This window comes from Streptomyces sp. NPDC055243, assembly GCF_044544025.1.
In the GTDB taxonomy this organism is placed as follows: domain Bacteria; phylum Actinomycetota; class Actinomycetes; order Streptomycetales; family Streptomycetaceae; genus Streptomyces.
Window position 1 is genome coordinate 19,442 of the sequence record NZ_JBITWR010000023.1, and the last position, 20,093, is coordinate 39,534.

Annotated in this window: 20 protein-coding genes; 14 read left to right on the top strand and 6 right to left on the bottom strand. The window is 71.3% G+C overall.

The window, feature by feature from the left end; translation table 11 throughout:
• Positions 1 to 138: 138 nt before the first annotated feature.
• The 3 genes from ACIGXX_RS39985 (at position 139) to ACIGXX_RS39995 (ending at position 4,733) form a co-directional block, all read left to right on the top strand.
• Positions 139 to 963 (top strand): purine-nucleoside phosphorylase, encoded by an 825-nt coding sequence (locus ACIGXX_RS39985; RefSeq protein WP_351170710.1) that lies wholly within the window; start codon positions 139 to 141, stop codon positions 961 to 963.
• A 640-nt stretch (positions 964 to 1,603) separates the two neighbouring features.
• Entirely contained in the window at positions 1,604 to 3,247 is a 1,644-nt protein-coding gene (locus ACIGXX_RS39990) for a phospho-sugar mutase (protein ID WP_399983622.1), read from the top strand.
• 238 nt (positions 3,248 to 3,485) lie between these two features.
• The gene (locus tag ACIGXX_RS39995; RefSeq protein WP_399983625.1) at positions 3,486 to 4,733 is read left to right on the top strand and encodes a hypothetical protein; all 1,248 of its coding nucleotides are present in this window, start codon (positions 3,486 to 3,488) and stop codon (positions 4,731 to 4,733) included.
• A gap of 31 nt (positions 4,734 to 4,764) precedes the next feature.
• Here the strand turns inward: ACIGXX_RS39995 and ACIGXX_RS40000 are convergent, their stop codons facing one another.
• The gene (locus ACIGXX_RS40000; RefSeq protein WP_351170713.1) at positions 4,765 to 5,400 is read right to left on the bottom strand and encodes a PH domain-containing protein; all 636 of its coding nucleotides are present in this window, start codon (positions 5,398 to 5,400) and stop codon (positions 4,765 to 4,767) included.
• Positions 5,401 to 5,545: 145 nt separating this feature from the next.
• Between ACIGXX_RS40000 and deoC the strand changes: the two genes are divergently transcribed.
• The 3 genes from deoC to ACIGXX_RS40015 are packed head-to-tail and all read left to right on the top strand — an operon-like array spanning position 5,546 to position 8,825.
• Positions 5,546 to 6,502, top strand: a complete 957-nt coding sequence (gene deoC / locus ACIGXX_RS40005; protein ID WP_383820503.1) for a deoxyribose-phosphate aldolase — start codon at positions 5,546 to 5,548, stop codon at positions 6,500 to 6,502.
• Between the two features lie 3 nt (positions 6,503 to 6,505).
• Positions 6,506 to 7,945: an aldehyde dehydrogenase family protein gene (locus tag ACIGXX_RS40010; protein WP_351170718.1), complete on the top strand. Its 1,440-nt coding sequence runs from the start codon at positions 6,506 to 6,508 to the stop codon at positions 7,943 to 7,945.
• Positions 7,938 to 8,825, top strand: a complete 888-nt coding sequence (locus ACIGXX_RS40015) for an aldehyde dehydrogenase family protein (protein ID WP_351170720.1) — start codon at positions 7,938 to 7,940, stop codon at positions 8,823 to 8,825. The genes ACIGXX_RS40010 and ACIGXX_RS40015 overlap by 8 nt, the downstream gene beginning before the upstream one ends.
• 95 nt (positions 8,826 to 8,920) lie before the next feature.
• Here ACIGXX_RS40015 and ACIGXX_RS40020 read toward each other — a convergent pair whose 3' ends face one another.
• Positions 8,921 to 9,322 carry a hypothetical protein gene (locus ACIGXX_RS40020; RefSeq protein WP_351170722.1) on the bottom strand — a complete coding sequence of 134 codons (402 nt, stop codon included), beginning with the start codon at positions 9,320 to 9,322 and terminating at the stop codon, positions 8,921 to 8,923.
• Between the two features lie 123 nt (positions 9,323 to 9,445).
• On the opposite strand from ACIGXX_RS40020, the gene ACIGXX_RS40025 reads away from it, so the two are divergent.
• The gene (locus ACIGXX_RS40025) at positions 9,446 to 10,084 is read left to right on the top strand and encodes an ATP-binding protein (protein WP_351170724.1); all 639 of its coding nucleotides are present in this window, start codon (positions 9,446 to 9,448) and stop codon (positions 10,082 to 10,084) included.
• Positions 10,085 to 10,261: 177 nt separating this feature from the next.
• On the opposite strand, the gene ACIGXX_RS40030 is transcribed toward ACIGXX_RS40025, so the two are convergent.
• The gene (locus ACIGXX_RS40030) at positions 10,262 to 11,041 is read right to left on the bottom strand and encodes a SigE family RNA polymerase sigma factor (RefSeq protein ID WP_351170726.1); all 780 of its coding nucleotides are present in this window, start codon (positions 11,039 to 11,041) and stop codon (positions 10,262 to 10,264) included.
• Between the two features lie 181 nt (positions 11,042 to 11,222).
• Between ACIGXX_RS40030 and afsQ1 the strand changes: the two genes are divergently transcribed.
• The 5 genes from afsQ1 to ACIGXX_RS40055 all read left to right on the top strand — a co-directional run bounded on the left by afsQ1 (position 11,223) and on the right by ACIGXX_RS40055 (position 15,018).
• Positions 11,223 to 11,900 (top strand): two-component system response regulator AfsQ1, encoded by a 678-nt coding sequence (gene afsQ1 / locus ACIGXX_RS40035; RefSeq protein ID WP_030562528.1) that lies wholly within the window; start codon positions 11,223 to 11,225, stop codon positions 11,898 to 11,900.
• A complete protein-coding gene (locus tag ACIGXX_RS40040; protein ID WP_351170729.1) occupies positions 11,897 to 13,480 on the top strand; it encodes a HAMP domain-containing sensor histidine kinase in 1,584 nt (527 codons plus the stop codon). Before afsQ1 ends, ACIGXX_RS40040 begins: the two co-directional genes overlap by 4 nt.
• Positions 13,477 to 14,079, top strand: a complete 603-nt coding sequence (locus ACIGXX_RS40045) for a hypothetical protein (RefSeq protein ID WP_399983494.1) — start codon at positions 13,477 to 13,479, stop codon at positions 14,077 to 14,079. Before ACIGXX_RS40040 ends, ACIGXX_RS40045 begins: the two co-directional genes overlap by 4 nt.
• A gap of 96 nt (positions 14,080 to 14,175) precedes the next feature.
• Complete coding sequence (locus ACIGXX_RS40050; RefSeq protein ID WP_383819992.1) at positions 14,176 to 14,724, top strand: VanZ family protein; 549 nt, start codon at positions 14,176 to 14,178, stop codon at positions 14,722 to 14,724.
• 90 nt (positions 14,725 to 14,814) lie between these two features.
• Positions 14,815 to 15,018 (top strand): PspC domain-containing protein, encoded by a 204-nt coding sequence (locus ACIGXX_RS40055; protein ID WP_344523558.1) that lies wholly within the window; start codon positions 14,815 to 14,817, stop codon positions 15,016 to 15,018.
• Between the two features lie 92 nt (positions 15,019 to 15,110).
• Here ACIGXX_RS40055 and ACIGXX_RS40060 read toward each other — a convergent pair whose 3' ends face one another.
• Together ACIGXX_RS40060 and ACIGXX_RS40065 are read right to left on the bottom strand one after the other, a co-directional pair.
• Positions 15,111 to 15,515 (bottom strand): ATP-binding protein, encoded by a 405-nt coding sequence (locus tag ACIGXX_RS40060; protein ID WP_351170738.1) that lies wholly within the window; start codon positions 15,513 to 15,515, stop codon positions 15,111 to 15,113.
• Between the two features lie 142 nt (positions 15,516 to 15,657).
• A complete protein-coding gene (locus ACIGXX_RS40065) occupies positions 15,658 to 16,827 on the bottom strand; it encodes an adenosine deaminase (protein ID WP_399983499.1) in 1,170 nt (389 codons plus the stop codon).
• A gap of 114 nt (positions 16,828 to 16,941) precedes the next feature.
• Here ACIGXX_RS40065 and ACIGXX_RS40070 point away from each other — a divergent pair, with 114 nt between their 5' ends.
• On the top strand, positions 16,942 to 17,706 hold the full coding sequence (locus tag ACIGXX_RS40070; RefSeq protein ID WP_351170744.1) for a prolyl oligopeptidase family serine peptidase: 765 nt from the start codon (positions 16,942 to 16,944) through the stop codon (positions 17,704 to 17,706).
• Between the two features lie 23 nt (positions 17,707 to 17,729).
• On the opposite strand, the gene ACIGXX_RS40075 is transcribed toward ACIGXX_RS40070, so the two are convergent.
• Positions 17,730 to 18,728 carry a LysR family transcriptional regulator gene (locus ACIGXX_RS40075; protein WP_366462373.1) on the bottom strand — a complete coding sequence of 333 codons (999 nt, stop codon included), beginning with the start codon at positions 18,726 to 18,728 and terminating at the stop codon, positions 17,730 to 17,732.
• 62 nt (positions 18,729 to 18,790) lie between these two features.
• On the opposite strand from ACIGXX_RS40075, the gene ACIGXX_RS40080 reads away from it, so the two are divergent.
• Positions 18,791 to 20,083, top strand: coding sequence for an MFS transporter (locus ACIGXX_RS40080; RefSeq protein ID WP_351170750.1), 1,293 nt, complete (start codon positions 18,791 to 18,793; stop codon positions 20,081 to 20,083).
• Positions 20,084 to 20,093 lie beyond the last annotated feature (10 nt).

Here is a 20,093-nt window from a genome sequence, read left to right on the forward strand (position 1 = left end):
TCGCCCCCTCGAACCTCTCGTTGAACCTCTCGTTGAACCTCTCGTCGAACCTCTCGTCGGAAACGACAAGACAACGATCCGAATCCCGTGAGCATCGTCATCTACGCGCGTAGGGCACGAGCGGCTACTCTCGTCCGCGTGAACGCTTCAGTTATTCCGGACGACATCCAGGGCGACCCCTACGCCGCCGCCGACGCCGCCGCCGCGCGCCTGCGTGAGCTGACGGGTGCCGAGACCCACGACGTAGCCCTCGTGATGGGCTCCGGCTGGGCACCGGCGGTGGACGCGCTCGGCGTGCCCGACGCCGAGTTCCCCGTCACCGAACTGCCCGGCTTCCCGCCGCCGGCGGTGGAGGGCCACGGCGGCCGCATCCGCTCCTTCACGGTCGGCGACAAGCGCGCCCTGGTCTTCCTGGGCCGCACCCACTACTACGAGGGCCGTGGCGTGGCCTCCGTCGCGCACGGCGTGCGGACGGCCGTGGCCGCGGGCTGCAAGACGATCGTGCTGACGAACGGCTGCGGCGGTCTGCGGGACGGCATGCGCCCCGGTCAGCCGGTCCTGATCAGCGATCACCTCAACCTGACGGCCACGTCGCCGATCGTCGGCGCGAACTTCGTGGACCTCACGGACCTGTACTCGCCGCGTCTGCGCACCCTCTGCAAGGAGATCGACCCCTCTCTCGAAGAGGGCGTCTACGCGCAGTTCCCCGGCCCGCACTACGAGACTCCGGCCGAGGTCCGCATGGCCCGCACGATCGGTGCGGACCTGGTGGGCATGTCGACGGTCCTCGAGGCGATCGCCGCGCGCGAGGCCGGCGCGGAGGTGCTCGGCATCTCCCTGGTCACGAACCTCGCCGCGGGCATGACGGGCGAGCCCCTCAACCACGAGGAGGTCCTCCAGGCGGGCCGCGACAGCGCTACCCGCATGGGGGAGCTGCTGGGTCAGGTCTTGGGCCGCATTTAGCGGGCGGGGGCCTTGTCTGGCGGGGGTGCCTTGCTGGTGGGGGTGTTGCCTTGCCTGGCGGGGTGCCCTGCCTGGCGGGGTGCCTCTGCCGGGGTGCTGGGTGGGGTGGCGTGCGGTGCTCGCTGCCGCGCGGGCTTCTCCCACCCGCCCACCCGATCGCCCCGCAGCATTGCCCGCTGCCGCACAAGCCTTCCCGCCCACCCGCCCGATCGCCCCGCAGCACCGGGACCACCGCCCAGTTGCCTCGCAGCGGCAGCAGCACCCATTGCCGCACAAGCTTTCCCGCCCGCCCACCCGATTGCCCGGGAGCTGCCGGGTGATCGGGTGGGCGGGCGGGAAAGATCCGTCGCGGAGCGACGGGACAGGGAAGCCACGAACGAGCCGCACCAGGTAGGTGCAGCGGGACGGGGAAGCCCCGAACCAGCCGCACCGGATAGGCGCGGCAGGACGAACGAGCCGCACCGGGTCGGCAGGGGGCGCACCCGGCCCAGTTGCAAATGCGCCCGCAGGGCCGCCGCGCCGGGTAGGTAGGGGGCGTACCCGGGGCGGGCCGAAGAACCCCCGTAGGGCCGTACCCCGGGCAGGGGTACCCGGAGCGCCCCGCAATAGAACTCCGCATACGAGAGGCTGACGTCACGTGTTGGACGACTCTGAACTCATCGCGCGGGCCCAGGCCTGGCTGGCCGAGGACCCGGACCCCGACACCCGCGACGAGCTCGCCAAGCTCATCGACGGCGGGGACACCGAAGAGCTGGCCGCCCGCTTCGGCGGCACCCTCCAGTTCGGCACCGCCGGCCTCCGCGGCGAACTCGGCGCGGGCCCCATGCGCATGAACCGCTCCGTAGTCATCCGCGCGGCCGCGGGCCTCGCCGCGTACCTCAAGTCCAAGAACCAGACCGACGGCCCCGTAGTGATCGGCTACGACGCCCGCTACAAGTCGGAGGACTTCGCGCGCGACACCGCGGCCGTCATGACCGGCGCCGGTCTCAAGGCCGCCGTACTCCCCCGCCCCCTCCCCACCCCCGTACTCGCCGTCGCCATAAGGCACCTCGGGGCGGTCGCGGGCGTAGAGGTGACGGCGAGCCACAACCCTCCGCGCGACAACGGCTACAAGGTCTACCTGGGCGACGGCTCCCAGATCGTGCCGCCCGCGGACGCGGAGATCGCGGCGCAGATCGACGCGATCGTCTCGCTCCACGACGTCCCCCGCCCGGACACCGGCTGGGAGACCCTCTCGGACGACGTCCTGAACGCCTATCTGGCCCGCACGGACGCCGTCCTGGCCCCCGGCTCCCCCCGCACGGCCCGCACCGTCTACACGGCGATGCACGGGGTCGGCAAGGACACCCTCCTCGCGGCGTTCGACCGGGCGGGGTTCCCCGCCCCGGTCCTCGTCGCCGAGCAGGCGGAGCCCGACCCGGACTTCCCCACGGTCGCGTTCCCCAACCCGGAGGAGCCGGGCGCGATGGACCTCTCCTTCGCGAAGGCCCGCGAGGTGGACCCGGACCTGATCATCGCCAACGACCCGGACGCGGACCGCTGCGCGGCGGCGGTCAAGGAGGGCACAGACCCCGCCGACTGGCGCATGCTCCGGGGCGATGAGGTCGGCGCGCTCCTCGCTGCCCACCTCGTGCGCCGTGGCGCCCGCGGCACGTTCGCCGAGTCGATCGTCTCCTCCTCCCTCCTGGGCCGGATCGCGGAGAAGGCGGGCCTCCCGTACGAGGAGACCCTCACCGGCTTCAAGTGGATCGCCCGCGTGGACGGCCTGCGCTACGGCTACGAAGAGGCCCTCGGCTACTGCGTGGACCCCGAAGGCGTACGCGACAAGGACGGCATCACGGCGGCGCTGCTCCTCACCGAGCTGGCGTCCGAGCTCAAGGAGCAGGGCCGCACGCTGCTCGACCTCCTGGACGACCTGGCCGTGGAGCACGGTCTGCACGCCACCGACCAGCTGTCGGTCCGCGTGGAGGACCTCTCCCTGATCGCGGACGCGATGCGCCGCCTGCGCGAGCTGCCGCCGACGGAGCTCGCGGGCCTGCCCGTGACCAAGGCCGAGGACCTGACGCAGGGCACGGAGAAGCTGCCGCCCACGGACGGCCTGCGCTACACGCTCGACGGGGCCCGCGTCATCGTGCGCCCGAGCGGCACGGAGCCGAAGCTGAAGTGCTACCTGGAGGTGGTGGTCCCGGTGGCGACGAAGGCCGACCTGCCCGCCGCCCGCGCCAGGGCGACGGACCTCCTCGGAGCGATCAAGAACGACCTGTCCGCGGCCGCGGGCATCTAGCGGGCCTCCGGGGCGGGTGGCCGCAGGGCCGCCACCCGTCCGGGTGGTTCCGACGGCGCAGCTGCCGCAGCGATCCGGTGCGCTGCCGGTCCCCCAGGAAGGGTGACCGGCAGCGCACGATCACGTTCCGGGAGCTGCCGCAGTGCCGTACGGACCGACCCCAGACACCCCGACCGACACCTCGACAGACACTCCGCCAGACACCTCGACCGCCTCGACGTCCGCCGCCCCTCCCCGGATCGTCCCTCCGTCCCGCCGCCCCCGCGTCACCCCGAACCGCGCCCAGGGCCGCCCCGCACGCGCCGCCCGCGCCCTGCGGCACGCGTCGCCCGCACTCCTCGCGTACGCCGCCGTGCGTCTCTTCGGAGTCCTGGTCTTCGCCCTCTGGGCGCGCACGGAGCACCGCGGCGTCTGGCACCTGCTGGCGGAGTCGTGGGACTGCGACTGGTATCTGAGGATCGCCGACAAGGGGTACGCGGACACCCTGGGCACCCAGATCGACGCGAACAACCTCGCCTTCTTCCCCCTGCATCCGCTGCTCATCAGGGCCGGCAGCGTGATCGTCCCGGAGCCGCGCGGGGCCGTGGGGCTCGCGGTCGCCGTCGGCTGCTCGTTCCTCGCGGCGTGGGGGATCTTCGCGGTGGGCGACCACCTCCACGGGCGCAGGACCGGCGTCCTGCTCGCCGCCCTCTGGGGCTCGCTGCCCGTCGCGCTCGTGCAGTGGATGGGCTACACGGAGTCGCTGTTCACGGCGCTCACCGCGTGGGCGCTGTACGCCGTGCTCACCGGCCGCTGGATCTGGGCGGGCTCGCTGGCCGCGCTCGCGGGCCTGACCCGCCCCACGGGCGTCGCGCTCGCGGCCGCGGTCTCCCTGACGGCGCTGCTCACGCTGTTCCGGCAACGTCGGCGCAAGGGCTCCGAGGGCTACAGGGACTTCAAGGGCTACGAGGGCCACGAGGGCCACGAGGGCCACGGAGAGGGTCGCTTCCCCGTGCGCACCCTCCTGGGCGCCCTGCTCGCCCCGCTCGGCTGGGTCTCGTACGTCGCCTGGGTGGGGCTGCGGCTCGACCGCTGGGACGGCTATTTCGCCGTACAGAAGCTGTGGCACAACGAGTGGGACGGCGGGGTGAGCACCCTGCGGACCATGTACGACCTGCTCGCGGTCCAACGGCCGCAGCTGTTCCTGACGATGGTGACGGCGACACTGCTCGCGTCGCTGGCGCTGTTCGTCCTGTCGGTGGGCGACCGTCAGCCGCTGCCGCTGCTGCTCTTCACCGGCCTGCTGCTGCTGATCGTGCTCGGCAGCAAGGGGGTCTACTTCCCGCGGGCCCGCTTCCTGCTCCCCGGCTTTCCCCTGCTGCTGCCGCTCGCGGCGGCGCTGGCCCGCGCGCGGACCCAGGTCGCCGTGACGGTGATGGTGGCCGCGGCGGTGACGTCGGCGGCGTTCGGGGGCCACATGCTGCTGGCGTGGATGGGCCCGCCGTGAGAGCGGCGCTCGGGCAGGCCGGTGAGCGTCCCTAGAGGAAGGCCAGCACCACCGCGAGGAGCACCGCCCCGGCGACCGCGGGCGCGATGATCTCGTAGCCCCAGCGCACCTCGGGCTCGCCCTGCGCGGTCTTCGCGTCGGCGCGGAGCTCGGAGAGTTCGCGCAGGTCGTCCATGATCTGGTCGCCGGCCGCGCGGAGGGACGCCTGCTGTCCGGGGCGCCGCGGGTCGAGGAAGCCCGGATCGCCCGCGGCCACCCCCTGCGACTTCCTCCTGGAGGCCTTCTTGCGGCCGCGGAGGGAGACCGGGATGGCCCAGAGCTGGTACTTGGTGCCGGACTGGGTGAAGACCTCGTTCGAGTACCCGGAGCGCAGACCCGAGACGGACGCCCACGGCAGCGTGATGGTCCGGAAGGGGTTGCGGATGCGGATGCGGTCGTCGTTGGCGTACACGGCGGGGCGCACGGTGAAGGCGACGACGAGCGGCACCGCGAGGAGCAGCCCGGCGAGCGCGAGCCACGGGGTGCGGCCCTCGCCGCGGATCATCGCGTCGATGCCGAGCCAGCCGCCGAGGGCGAGCAGCAGCACGCCTCCGGCGATACCGCCGGACGACCGGTACGTCCGGTCCTTGTACTCGGGCTCCGCCACGGGGTGCTGGGGGTCGGTCATACCCCTGATTCTGCCTGAGGTCCCACGCGGGGGGCCTGCGGGTCCTCCGGGGACGCCCCCCGGCTGCCGCGACGCCCGCCCCCTCTCCGTCGCGACCCGCCCCCTGTACAGCCGCTACGCGCGTAGATATGCTCCCCTCGTGACCATGCCCACTGCATCCGTACCCGCACACGCGCTGAGCGACGCCACAGCGTCGGACCGCACGCTGCGCCGCTTCCTCCACGGGCTGCCCGGCGTCGACACGGTCGGCCTGGAGGCTCGCGCCGCGGCGCTCGGCACCCGCTCGATCAAGAGCACGGCGAAGGCGTACGCCATCGATCTCGCCATCTCGATGATCGACCTGACGACGCTGGAGGGCGCCGACACCCCGGGCAAGGTCCGGGCGCTCGGCGCGAAGGCCGTGAACCCGGACCCGACCGACCGCGGCACGCCGAAGACCGCCGCGGTCTGCGTCTATCCGGACATGGTGGCCACCGCCAAGGCGGCCGTCGGCGACAGCGGCGTCAAGGTCGCGTCCGTCGCGACCGCCTTCCCCGCGGGCCGCGCCGCCATCGACGTGAAGCTCGGTGACGTCCGCGAGGCCGTCGCGGCGGGTGCCGACGAGATCGACATGGTCATCGACCGCGGCGCCTTCCTCTCCGGCGACTACATGACGGTGTTCGAGCAGATCCGCGCCGTGAAGGAAGCCTCCGGCGAGGCCCGGCTCAAGGTCATCTTCGAGACCGGCGAGCTGTCCACGTACGACAACATCCGGCGTGCCTCCTGGATCGGCATGCTCGCGGGCGCGGACTTCATCAAGACCTCGACCGGCAAGGTCGGCGTGAACGCCACCCCCGCGAACACCCTCCTGATGCTGGAGGCCGTACGCGACTTCCGCGAGCAGACCGGGGTACAGATCGGGGTGAAGCCCGCAGGCGGCATCCGCACCTCCAAGGACGCGATCAAGTTCCTCGTCCTGGTGAACGAGACAGCGGGCGAGGACTGGCTGGACAACCACTGGTTCCGCTTCGGCGCCTCATCGCTCCTCAACGACCTGCTGATGCAGCGCCAGAAGCTGGCCACGGGCCGCTACTCCGGCCCCGACTACGTGACGGTGGACTGACCCATGACTTCCCCACGCTTTGAGTACGCCCCCGCACCGGAGTCCCGCTCCGTCGTCGACATCGCGCCGTCGTACGGCCTGTTCATCGACGGCGAGTTCGTGGAGGCGGCGGACGGCAAGGTCTTCAAGACCGTCTCGCCCTCCACCGAAGAGGTCCTCTCCGAAGTCGCGCAGGCCTCGTCCGAGGACGTCGACCGCGCGGTGAAGGCCGCCCGCAAGGCCTTCGAGAAGTGGTCGGCGCTTCCGGGCGCCGAGCGCGCCAAGTACCTCTTCCGCATCGCGCGGATCATCCAGGAGCGCAGCCGCGAACTGGCCGTCCTGGAGACCCTCGACAACGGAAAGCCCATCAAGGAGACGCGCGACGCCGACCTCCCCCTGGTCGCCGCGCACTTCTTCTACTACGCGGGCTGGGCCGACAAGCTCGACCACGCGGGGTACGGCGCGGACCCGAGGCCGCTCGGCGTCGCGGGCCAGGTCATCCCGTGGAACTTCCCGCTCCTGATGCTGGCGTGGAAGATCGCCCCGGCGCTCGCGACGGGCAACACGGTCGTCCTGAAGCCCGCCGAGACGACTCCCCTCTCCGCGCTCTTCTTCGCGGACATCTGCCGCCAGGCGGGCCTGCCCAAGGGCGTCGTCAACATCCTTCCCGGGTACGGCGACGCGGGCGCGGCCCTGACCGCCCACCCGGACGTGAACAAGGTCGCCTTCACCGGCTCGACCGCCGTCGGCAAGGCCATCGCACGCCAGGTCGCGGGCACGGACAAGAAGGTCACGCTCGAACTGGGCGGCAAGGGCGCGAACATCGTCTTCGACGACGCCCCCATCGACCAGGCCGTCGAGGGCATCGTCACCGGCATCTTCTTCAACCAGGGCCAGGTCTGCTGCGCCGGATCGCGCCTCCTCGTACAGGAGTCGGTCCAGGACGAGGTGCTCGACGCCCTCAAGCGGCGTCTGACGACCCTGCGCCTGGGCGACCCGCTCGACAAGAACACCGACATCGGCGCGATCAACTCCGCCGAGCAGCTCGCCCGCATCACCGCGCTCACCGAGACGGGCGAGGCGGAGGGCGCCGAGCGCTGGTCCGCCCCGTGCGAACTGCCCTCGTCCGGCTACTGGTTCGCGCCGACGCTCTTCACGAACGTCACGCAGGCGCACACCGTCGCCCGCGACGAGATCTTCGGCCCGGTGCTCTCGGTCCTCACCTTCCGTACGCCGGAAGAGGCCGTCGCCAAGGCCAACAACACGCAGTACGGCCTCTCCGCCGGCATCTGGACGGAGAAGGGCTCCCGCATCCTCGCGGTCGCCGATCGCCTGCGCGCGGGCGTCATCTGGGCCAACACGTTCAACAAGTTCGACCCGACCTCGCCCTTCGGCGGCTACAAGGAATCGGGTTACGGCCGCGAGGGCGGTCGCCACGGCCTGGAGGCGTACCTCGATGTCTGATCGACTCACGGTCTTGAAGACCTACAAGCTGTACGTCGGCGGGAAGTTCCCGCGTTCCGAGAGCGGCCGGGTGTACGAGGTGACGGACTCCAAGAACAAGTGGCTGGCCAACGCCCCGCTCTCGTCCCGCAAGGACGCGCGTGACGCGGTCGTGGCCGCGCGCAAGGCGCAGGGCTCCTGGGCGGGCAAGACGGCCTATCTGCGCGGCCAGATCCTCTACCGCGTCGCGGAGATGCTGGAGGGCCGCAAGGACCAGTTCGTCCGTGAGGTCGCCGAGGCCGAGGGCCTGTCGAAGTCCAAGGCCGCCGCCGTGGTGGACGCGGCGATCGACCGCTGGGTCTGGTACGCGGGCTGGACCGACAAGATCGCCCAGATCGTGGGCGGCGGAAACCCCGTCGCGGGCCCCTTCTTCAACCTCTCCTCGCCCGAGCCGACGGGCGTGGTGACGGTCGTCGCCCCGCAGAAGTCGTCGTTCCTGGGCCTGGTGTCCGTCATCGCCCCGGTGATCGCGACGGGCAACACGGCCGTGGTGATCGCGAGCGAGGACTCCCCGCTGCCCGCGCTCTCGCTGGGCGAGGTGCTCGCCACCTCCGACCTGCCGGGCGGCGTCGTGAACATCCTGTCGGGCAGGACGGCGGAGATCACCCCGTCGCTCGCCGCCCACCAGGACGTGAACGCGATCGACCTCGCGGGCGTCGAGGACGAGACCCTGGCCAAGGATCTCGAGGTCGCCGCGGCGGACAACCTCAAGCGCGTCGTCCGTCCACAGCCTGTGGACTGGTCGGCCGATCCGGGCACGCACCGCCTGACGGCCTTCCTGGAGACCAAGACGGTCTGGCACCCCACGGGTTCGCTGGGCGCGTCCGGCTCCTCGTACTGAGGCCTGCCGCACCGAGCCACTCCCCGCACGGCGAAGCCCCGGTCCTCCTCCGTCCAGGAGGTCCGGGGCTTCGCCACGTCGGTACGCCGCCGGGGCTAGCCGGGCAGCAGCGCCGCGGCCGAGCTCACCACCGGCAGGTCGTTCAGCGAGCCGCCCTTGGCCAGCGGCGCGGTCAGCGGCGCCGTCGAGACCGGCTTGAAGTCCGCGATCCGGGTGCCCACCGCGTTGTCCAGCGGGTCCACGCCGGTCCCGGCGAGCGGGTTGAGCTTGAGGTCCTTGGTGGGGCCGATCCCGCCCGCGGCGACCTCCTCCACCGCCCGGAGCACTCCCTCACCGGCCGCCGGCAGGTTGTCGGACGCGGGGGCGGCGGGCGCGGGTGCGGCGTTCGCCGTCGCCGCCCCGCCGATGCCGAGCGCCGCGCCCGCGACGGTGACCGTCAGACCCGCGCGCAGGAGGGCTCGGGAGAGGTTCTTGGAGGCTGTTGCGTGCCGTGCCATGGGTACCGCCCGTATCCTCTTGAGTAATCAGATGCCCACGTAGAGTAGTTGAGTGATGGTGCGGGCACCAAAGCCCTACCCGTCGGGTCATCTGAGCGGCCCAATGCAGCACACTGTTCTCTCGTGAGTTCCCATCCCCCGATACCCACCCGAGTCGTGCTGCTCGCCGGTCCCTCGGGCTCAGGCAAGTCGTCGTTCGCCACCCGCTCCGGACTGCCCGTCCTGTGCCTCGACGACTTCTACAAGGAAGCCGGCGACCCGACGCTTCCACTGGTCCCCGGCAGCACCGACATCGACTGGGACTCCCCCGCATCCTGGGACACGGACGTCGCCGTCGCCGCCATCGAGCAGCTGTGCCGCACGGGACGTACGCGCGTCCCCGTCTACGACATCGCCACCAGCTCGCGTACGGGCGAGAGCGCGATGGACATCGAGCGCACGCCCCTCTTCATCGCGGAGGGCATCTTCGCGGCGGACATCGTGGGCCGGTGCCGGGAGATCGGCGTGCTCGCCGACGCGATCTGTCTGCGGGGCCGGCCGTCGACGACCTTCCGGCGGCGGCTGCTGCGGGATCTGCGCGAGGGCCGCAAGTCCGTGGCGTTCCTGCTGCGGCGCGGCTGGCGGCTGATGCGCGCCGAGCGGGCCATCGTCGCCCGGCAGACCGCGCTGGGCGCTCACCCCTGCGGGAAGGACGAGGCGTTGGGGCGCGTCGCCGCCGCTGCCGCCGGCCGGTGCGTCAAGGCTCGCGCGGACGCCGCGTAGCTCCACGGGGCTCCACGTACGAAGAGACCGCGTACCAAAAGCAGAAGGACCGGAAAGACCCCCCGGCCTTCCGGTCCTGCTGCCTGTTTCCCCCGTGATCCCCGTTTTCCCCCGTGGATCCCCCCGGATCCCCCTCCAACCGCCGCCTCCCCCCGGGAGCGGCGGCCCCCGTGATCCCTAGGCGACCAACTCGCCGAAGGACTCTTCCTGGTCACGGCCGAAGCTGAGGACCTCGTCCTCGCGCATCCGGCGCAGGGAGCGCCAGATGCTGGACTTCACCGTGCCCACACTGATGTCGAGGATGTCCGCGATCTCGGGGTCCGTGCGGCCCTCGTAGTAGCGCAGGACCAGCATCGTCCGCTGAAGTTCGGGGAGGCGGGCCAGGGCCTGCCAGAGAACCGCACGGAGTTCGGTGCCACGCATCGCGTCCGTGTCGCCCGCCGTCTCCGGCAGCTCCTCGGTCGGGTATTCGTTGAGCTTGCGGCGCCGCCAGGCGCTGATGTGCAGGTTGGTCATGGTGCGGCGGAGGTATCCGCCGACCGCGGCCTTGTCGCTGATCCTGTCCCAGGCCCGGTACGTCGAGAAGAGGGCGCTCTGGAGCAGGTCCTCGGCCTCGAAACGGTCACCGGTCAGGTGATAGGCGGTTGCGTACAGGGAGGCACGACGCTCCTGGACGTAGGCGGTGAACTCCGCCTCCGACGCGGATGTGCGCTCCCCCGTGTCCTCCCTGTACGCGGCTCCCCCGTGAGCCCCCCCATCGGTTCCCCCGTCGCTCCCGTGGGTTTCCCCCCGGAACGCGTCAACCACCGTCATGTACGCGGTGTGCTGACGCCCGGTGCCGCGAGCGCACCCCCGCCCGCTCACGGCACCGGACTTCTCGTGCCTCTCGGCAGTCCGGATCACGTCGTGGAGACGCGTGATAACTGCGCTTGAGCTGGTGCTGTGCAGTGTGTTCATCTCGCGCCCCCCGTCGGTGGAGTCCGGCTTCTTCCGTGTGACCAAAACTCTGCCGGACCCACTTCATGACGGTGTCCGCCGACTGTCACAGGCCTGCAACAGCCCTTCTATGTGTAGGGGAGAAGTGTGGGAGCGCTCCAACAGTCGAACTGTGGCCTTGCCATGGGACAGAATGACGTCCGTGCCTTCCCTGTTGCTGATCGAGGACGACGACGCCATCCGTACGGCCCTTGAGCTTTCGCTCACCCGCCAAGGGCATCGGGTGGCTACTGCTGCCACCGGCGAGGACGGCCTGAAGCTGCTCAGTGAGCAGCGGCCGGACCTGATCGTGCTGGATGTGATGCTGCCGGGCATCGACGGGTTCGAGGTGTGCCGTCGCATCCGGCGCACCGACCAGTTGCCGATCATCCTGCTGACCGCGCGCAGCGATGACATCGACGTGGTCGTCGGGCTGGAGTCCGGTGCCGACGACTATGTCGTGAAACCCGTGCAGGGCCGGGTGCTCGACGCCCGTATCCGCGCGGTCCTGCGGCGCGGTGAGCGCGAGGCCAATGACGCGGCGACCTTCGGTTCGCTCGTCATCGACCGCGCCGCGATGACCGTCACGAAGAACGGCGAGGATCTCCAGCTCACGCCGACCGAGCTGCGGCTGCTCCTTGAGCTGAGCCGCAGGCCCGGACAGGCGCTGTCGCGGCAGCAGTTGCTGCGCCTGGTGTGGGAGCACGACTACCTCGGCGACTCCCGGCTCGTGGACGCGTGTGTGCAGCGCCTGCGCGCGAAGGTGGAGGACGTGCCGTCCTCGCCGACTCTGATCCGTACGGTCCGTGGGGTCGGCTACCGGCTGGACACTCCTCAGTGACCAAACCGCAGGACAAGCTCCGCGGTTGGGCCGCGGCGCGCAAGGCGATAATGGCGGGCCTCCGCTTCACGAGCCTGCGGCTCAGGCTGGTCGTGGTGTTCGGCCTGGTGGCGCTCACCGCCGCCGTGACGGCCTCCGGAATCGCGTACTGGCTCAACCGAGAGGCGGTCCTGACCCGCGCGCAGGACGCGGCCCTGAAGGACTTCCAGCAGGAGATGCAGACCCGCGCAGGCGCGCTGCCGCCCAATCCGACCCAGGACGAACTGCAGCAGGCCGCCGGGACGATGGCCAACAGCAGCCAGCGCTACAGCGTGCTCCTGATCGGCAAGGACGCCGACGGCGACACGATCGTGGGCTACTCCGACCTGGACGCCTTCACGCTCGCCGACGTGCCCAAGTCGCTGCGCAAGACGGTGAACAAGGAACAGCCGCTCACCTCCAGCAACAAGAGTCCCTACCACCTGTACTGGCAGCGGACCGTGGACGGCGGCACCCCGTATCTCGTGGGCGGTGCCAAGGTCATCGGCGGTGGCCCGACCGGTTACATGCTCAAGTCCCTCGAGCCGGAGGCGAAGGACCTGAGTTCGCTGGGCTGGTCGCTCGCGATCGCCACCGGGCTCGCGCTGATCGGTTCCGCGCTGCTCGCGCAGGCCGCGGCGACCACCGTGCTCAAACCGGTGCACCGGCTCGGCGTCGCGGCGCGGCGGCTCGGCGAGGGCAAGCTGGACACGCGCCTTCGGGTGTCGGGCACGGATGAACTGGCCGATCTGTCACGGACGTTCAACCGGACCGCCGAGAGCCTGGAGAAGAAGGTCGACGACATGAGCGCCCGTGACGAGGCGTCGCGGCGCTTCGTCGCCGACATGTCGCACGAGCTGCGTACGCCGCTGACCGCGATCACCGCGGTGACCGAGGTCCTGGAGGAGGAGCTCGACGCGGAGACCGGTTCCGTCGACCCGATGATCGAGCCCGCCGTACGTCTGGTGGTCAGCGAGACCCGCCGGCTGAACGACCTGGTGGAGAACCTGATGGAGGTCACCCGCTTCGACGCGGGCACGGCCAGGCTCGTCCTGGACCACGTCGACATCGCCGACCAGATCACGGCCTGCATCGACGCCCGTGCCTGGCTCGACGCGGTCGAGCTGGACGCGGAGCGCGGCATCATGGTGCGGCTCGACCCGCGCCGCCTTGACGTGATCCTGGCGAACCTGATCGGCAACGCCCTCAAGCACGGTGGTTCGCCGGTGGAGGTCTCGGTGCGGCTCGCGGGCGAGAAGCTCGTCATCGCGGTGCGCGACGGCGGCCCCGGCATCCCCGAGGACGTACTGCCGCACGTCTTCGACCGGTTCTACAAGGCGAGCGCGTCCCGGCCGCGTTCGGAGGGCAGCGGTCTGGGGCTCTCCATCGCCCTGGAGAACGCCCACATCCACGGCGGCGAGATCACCGCCGCGAACTCGCCGAAGGGCGGTGCGGTGTTCACGCTGTGGCTGCCGCGCGATCCCTCGGATCTGCTGCCCGAGGACGAGGCGGCGGACGGCACGGACGACGACGCGGACGCCGTCGAGGGAGGGAAGCGATGAACCGCCGACGGCTGCGGGCCGCTCTCCTCGCCACCGCCCTGACCGCGACGCTCGCCGGGTGTGGCATCCGCGCGACGGAGGTGCCGACGGACTTCGGGCCCGGCCCTTCCCGGGTGCCGTGCGTGATGTCCGGGTCGAGCATCGCCTCGCAGTCCACCAGCGGCGTCCCCGTGCAGGTCTTCCTGGTGTGCGCGGCGCAGCTGGTGGCCGTCGACCGGTCGGTGCGCATCCCCACCGACAAGGCGACGACCGACCGGGTCCGCATCGCTCAGGCGCTCCTGGACGAGCTCGCGCACGCACCGTCGGCCCCGGAGAAGCAGGCGGGCTTCGCGACCGACGTACGCGGCGGCACGGTCGTCAGCGGCCCCGAGAAGGGGGACCCCGAGGACGCGCTGCGGTTCAGCACGTCCCCGGAGGACCTGTCGGCGTTCGCGCTGGCGCAGATCGTGTGCACGTTCGCGGACAGCGCGGCGGCCGGCGACGACCGCGAGGTGATCATGGGCGGCCCCGGCGACGACCCGCTGCGCCGCTACGAATGCACCCAGGCGGTCCGCCAGCGCCCCGGGACGGTGGCTCCGCCCACCGAGACGGTGAAGTAGCCGAACAGGACAGTCACCCTGTGCGATCAGGACACCGCCGCGTACCGGGAGGAGATGCGCGGAACCGATCCTGCCGCTGGGCGCGTCTTGGGGGGCGTGCGTCAAGGCTCGGGCGGCCACGGGCCCGCCATCCGCTTCCGTGCGGCAGGAGGATTCCTCCTCGTCGCGCATCTTCTGTTCGTCGGCTGGCTCACTCTGCGTCCACTGGACGTGCCCTGGGTCAGCGCGGCGAACCTTCAGCCGTTCGCCGGCATCAAGGCGGATCTGGCGCTCGGGCCTGTGCAGGCCGCCCGGCAGATAGGCGGCAGCCTGCTGCTCCTGGCCCCGCTCGGCCTGCTGCTTCCGCTCGCCGGGGGGCGGGTCCACGTCTCGCCGCTGGGTTCGCTGGTGCGTACGGTCGCGGCCGGCGCGCTGATCTCGCTCGGCATCGAACTGCTCCAGACCGGGGTGCCGGGGCAGGTCGTCGACATCGACTCGCTGTTCCTGAACGCCGTGGGCGTGGCCCTCGCGCATCTCGCCGTGGTACCCGCGGTCAGGGCCAGGCTCCGTCGCCGTAACGACTTCGGGCAGCGCGCGACCCTCCTTCGGGAGGACGCTTCTCAGGGGTCGACCCCGACGATTCCCAGGGTCGGCATCGCACCCTAGAGTGACGCTTTGCCCGCTTCGTGAACGTAACTTTGAGTCATCGGGGAAACGCCCCCGGACCTCAGGCCGACGGTTCACGAAGGAGCCACCATGACCGCCCTTGCCCGCCCCACGAACGGCCGGATGATCGGCGGAGTCTGTGCCGCCCTCGCCAAGCGCTTCGGCACGTCGGCGACCACGATGCGCGTGATCTTCGTGCTCTCGTGCCTTCTTCCCGGACCGCAGTTCCTGCTCTACATAGCGCTCTGGGTCCTGTTGCCCACCGAGGGCAAGGCCCGACAGGCAGCCTGGTGATCCGGCGGCCCCCGCCGCCACACGCGTACGCCGATGGGGCGCGCCCTTGCGAAAGGGTGCGCCCCATCGGCGTACGCGGAGACCGGCGAGGATCAGCCGAGCGGCAGGCCCTGGAGGGGCAGACCCTGCGTGGGCAGGCCCTGGGTGGGCAGGGCGCCGGCGAGCGGCAGGCCACCGAGCAGCCCGGAGACCGGGTCGCCCGCGGCGGGCTTGCCGCGGTCGGAGGCGTCCTTCACACCCTCGCCGAGCGCGGCGACGGTCGGCGCGCTGGCCTCCAGGGTGCTGCCGAGCGCGTTCTGGCCCGCGGCGACGGCCTCGGGGCCACCGGCGGGCAGGTTCTCGGCGACCTGGTTCGTGGGGAGCGCGGAGGCGGCGGAGCCCAGCAGGCCCGAGGCGTCGGGCAGGGCCGGGGCGGCGTTGGCGGCACCCGCGCCGGCGGCTGCGAAGGCGGCGCCGAGAGCGGCGACACCGAGGGTCTTGGCGGCAGACTGCTTCATCTTCAATGCGTCCTTGATGAGGGGGACTTTTGAGCGGCCCACGACCGTAAACATGTGAAGGGGCGGTCCGCAAACAGCGAAACAGCAAAAACGCGGCCGGGAATTAATGTTCCCGGCCGCGTCCGCATTGCGTCAATTTCTGTTACACGTCGGCAGAAGCCCTGGTGGAGACGGTCTGACGGAACAGCCATTCGGACTTCAGCTCGGCATATCCGGGCTTGATCACGTCATTGATCATGGCCAGGCGTTCATCGAAAGGAATGAACGCTGATTTCATCGCATTGACTGTGAACCACTGCATGTCGTCGAGTGTGTAGCCGAATGTGCCGACCAGGTGCTCGAATTCGCGGCTCATGCTGGTGCCGGACATCAGACGGTTGTCGGTGTTCACCGTGGCCCGGAAGTGCAGCTTGCGGAGCAGGCCGATGGGGTGCTCGGCGTACGAGCTGGCGGCGCCCGTCTGCAGGTTCGAGCTGGGGCACATCTCCAGGGGGATGCGCTTGTCGCGCACGTAGCTGGCGAGGCGGCCGAGCTTCACGGTGCCGTCGTCGGCGACCTGGATGTCGTCGATGATCCGCACGCCGTGGCCGAGCCGGTCCGCGCCGCACCACTGGAGGGCCTGCCAGATCGACGGGAGGCCGAAGGCCTCGCCCGCGTGGATCGTGAAGTGGTTGTTCTCGCGCTTGAGGTACTCGAAGGCGTCGAGGTGGCGGGTGGGCGGGAAGCCCGCCTCCGCGCCCGCGATGTCGAAGCCGACGACGCCCAGATCGCGGTAGCGGTTGGCGAGTTCGGCGATCTCCAGGGCGCGGGCGGCGTGCCGCATGGCGGTGAGCAGCGCGCCCACGCGGATGCGGTGGCCGTTCGCCTTCGCGCGCCGCTCGCCCTCCCGGAAGCCTTCGTTGACGGCCTCGACGACCTCTTCGAGGGTGAGGCCCTGCTCCAGGTGCTGCTCGGGGGCGTACCGGATCTCGGCGTAGACGACGCCGTCCTCGGCGAGGTCCTCGGCGCACTCGGCGGCCACGCGCTTGAGGGCGTCCTTCGTCTGCATCACCGCGCAGGTGTGGGCGAAGGTCTCCAGATAGCGCGGCAGCGAACCGGAGTCGGCGGCTTCCCTGAACCAGACCCCCAGCTTGTCGGGGTCGGTCTCGGGCAGCCCCTCGTACCCCGACTCACGGGCGAGGTCGACGATGGTGCCGGGGCGCAGGCCGCCGTCCAGGTGGTCGTGCAGGAGCACCTTGGGGGCGCGGCGGATCTGTTCGGCGCTGGGCGTTTCGCGGTCCGTCTGACCGGCTGTGGTGGTCTGGCTCGTCATCTCGGCACTCTAGCGCCTACGCGCGTAGATCGCTGGGGGGATCTCATGGGTCGATACGTAACAGTGACCCCGCGGACGGGTGGCGTACACCATCGCTTCTGACACTGTTCTGTCATGGCACAGCAAGCGACGCCCGATTCCGCGCGCGCGGCCAGGCTGGGGCGTGTGATCGGCACCCGGCCTTCGGCGGTCAGTGGCGCGGTGCTGCTGCTCCCCGGCGGCCACGAGACCTCCGCCCGCAAGCCGTCCCCGTTCGCCGCGGTCGCGGTGCGCGCGCTCGGCCGCAAGCTCGCCCAGGACGGCCGCGGCGAGGGGCTCGCCGCGCACGTCGTGCACTACCGCTGCCGCGGGTGGAACGGGGCGCAGGCAGAGCTCGCGCGGGACGCCGAGTGGGCGGCGGACGAGATCGTCCGCCTCTACGGCGACGTCTCCATCTGCCTCGTCGGCATGGACATGGGCGGCCGGGCCGCGCTGCGGGCCAGCGGCCACGACGCGGTCAACTCCGTTCTGGCGCTGGCCCCTTGGCTGCCCGAGGACGATGTGGCCGCGTCCCCCGAGCCGGTGAAGCAGCTCGTGGGGCGGCGGGTCCTGATCGTGCACGGCACGAACGACGAGCGGACCGATCCCGAGCTTTCGTTCCGGCTCGCGGCGCGGGCGAAGAAGGCGAACCGGGAGGTGTGCCGGTTCGAGGTCCACTCCGACGGCCACCGGTTGCAGCAGCACCAGTCCGAAGTCCAGGCCCTGGCATCGGACTTCGTCCTGGGCTCCCTGTTCGGCCACGCGTACGCCCGCCCCTTGGAGGACGCGTTGGCCGCTCCCCCGCCGCTCGGTCTGCGCATGCCGCTGGCCGCGGGGTTCGGGGATTCGATGCGGCACTGATTCGATGCGGCACGGAACGGCCGCTACTCCGGCAGCAACCGGCCCCGCCGCCCCAGCAGGAACTTCTTGAACGCCGCCACCGGCGGCGTGTCCGGGTGGCCGTCCAGCCAGGCCACGCCGATCTCCCGCACCGCCCGCTGCCCCGTCACCGTCAGCTCCACGACTCCCGGGCGGGGAACGGCCGGTGGTGGGAGCAGGGCCACGCCCAGGCCCGCCGCCACCAGACCCCGCAGCGTCTCCGCCTCCTCCCCCTCGAACGCGATCCGCGGCTTGAAGCCCGCCTCCTGGCAGAGGTCGTCCGTGATGCGGCGCAGCCCGTAGCCGGGTTCGAGGGTCACGAAGGCCTCGTCCGCCGCCTCCGCGAGCCGCACCCGCTTCCGTGAGGCCAGCCGGTGGTCGTCCGGCACCACGAGACGCAGCCGCTGCTCGTCCAGGCGGCGGGCCACCAGATCGGGAGCGTCGGGCACGGGCGAGGTCAGACAGAGGTCGAGCTCCCCCGCCCGAAGCCGCTCGATCATCGCCTCCCCGTAGTTCTGTACGAGGCTGAAGCGGACCCTCGGGTGGTCCGCCCGGAAGGCGCGGATCAGGCCGGGCACGGTCTCCGAGCCCATCGTGTGCAGGAACCCGAAGGCCACCTTGCCCGACGCCGGGTCCGCGTCCGCCCGCACGGACTCCGCGGCCCGCTCCACCTCGCCGAGCGCCCGCTCGACGGAGGCGAGGAACGTACGGCCCGCCGGGGTCAGGGACACCGTCCGGCCGTGCCGCGCGAACAGGTCGACCCCCAGGTCCTGTTCCAGGCGCACCAGCGCGCGCGACAGCGTCGACTGCGGCACCTGCATCTCCTGCGCGGCCCGCGTCACGTGCTCCGTCCGCGCCACCCCCGCGAAGTACGCGAGCCGGGGCGAGAGCAGCGCGGACCAGGACCCGGGGGTCAGCTCGGCCGGCAGCGACGCGAACGCTCCGGTGTCTCCTACGTAACTGCTCTGCGACAGACGCCGCTCTGAACTGCGCTCATGCACCATGGGAACGATTATGACCATTCCATGCATTGGACGGATGAGTCACGTGTGCCTACGTTCGACACATGCCTCCTGCCAGTAGCGGGGCGTCCGCCACCCACGCGGTCGCCCTTCCTCCGTCGTCCCCTCCCACCGATGCCACCGACACGCGCCTGAATCCCGGCGGGCCCGGCTACCGCCGGATGAGCTTCGCCCTCTTCCTCGCGGGTGTCGCCACCTTCGCCCTGCTGTACTCCACACAGGCGCTGCTCCCCCTCGTCTCCGCCGACTTCGGCGTCAGCGCGAGCACGGCGAGCTGGACGGTGTCGGCCGCCACGGGTGCGCTCGCCCTCTTCGTACTGCCGCTGAGCGCGCTCAGCGAGCGCTTCGGGCGGCGGACGCTGATGACGGTCTCGCTGACGGTCGCGGTGGTCGTGGGTCTTCTCGTCCCCTTCGCGCCCTCCGTGGGCGCGCTCATCGCGCTGCGCGCCGTCCAGGGCGCGGCGCTCGCCGGGCTCCCGGCGTCCGCGATGGCCTTCCTCGCGGAAGAGGTCAGGCCCAAGGCGCTTGTCGCGGCGATCGGCATGTTCGTGGCGGGCAATTCCATCGGCGGCATGAGCGGGCGCGTCATCACGGGCTGGGTCGCGCAGGCCTGGGGCTGGCGCGTGGCCGTGGGCGTGGTGGGCATCGTGGCCGTCCTGTGCGCGCTCGCCTTCCGCGCGCTGCTGCCCGCGCCGCGCCACTTCACCGCGGGCTCGCTCAACCCCAAGGCGCTTGGCCGGACGATCCGTTCGCACCTCGCCAACCCGCTGCTGTGCAGGCTGTACGCGATCGGCGCGCTGTTCATGACGGTGTTCGGCGCGGTCTACACGGTGATCGGCTACCGCCTCACCGAGGCGCCCTTCTCGCTCCCGCAGGGCATCATCGGCTCGATCTTCCTGGTCTATCTCGTCGGTACGGTCTCGTCGGCCGCCGCGGGGAAGCTGGTGGCGCGGCTCGGCAGGCGCGGGGCGCTGTACCTGGCGGTGAGCACGACGGCGGGCGGCCTGCTGCTCTCCCTCTCCGACTCGCTGGTCATGGTGCTGCTCGGGCTCGTCCTGATCACCGCGGGCTTCTTCGCGGGCCACGCGGTCGCCTCCTCCTCCGTGAGCCGTACGGCCACCACGGGGCGGGCACAGGCTTCGGCGCTCTACCAGTCCGCTTACTACCTGGGCTCCAGCGCGGGCGGCACGCTCGGCGCGGTCGCCTTCCACTCCGGGGGCTGGGCCGGGACGGTGGGCCTGGGGCTGCTCGCGGTGCTCGGCGTCGTGTCGATCACCGTCTGGGGATCGCACGCGGCCCGGGTCCAGCAGCGCCGGGGGCTCGTGGCGGCGCACTGAGCCGTCCCGG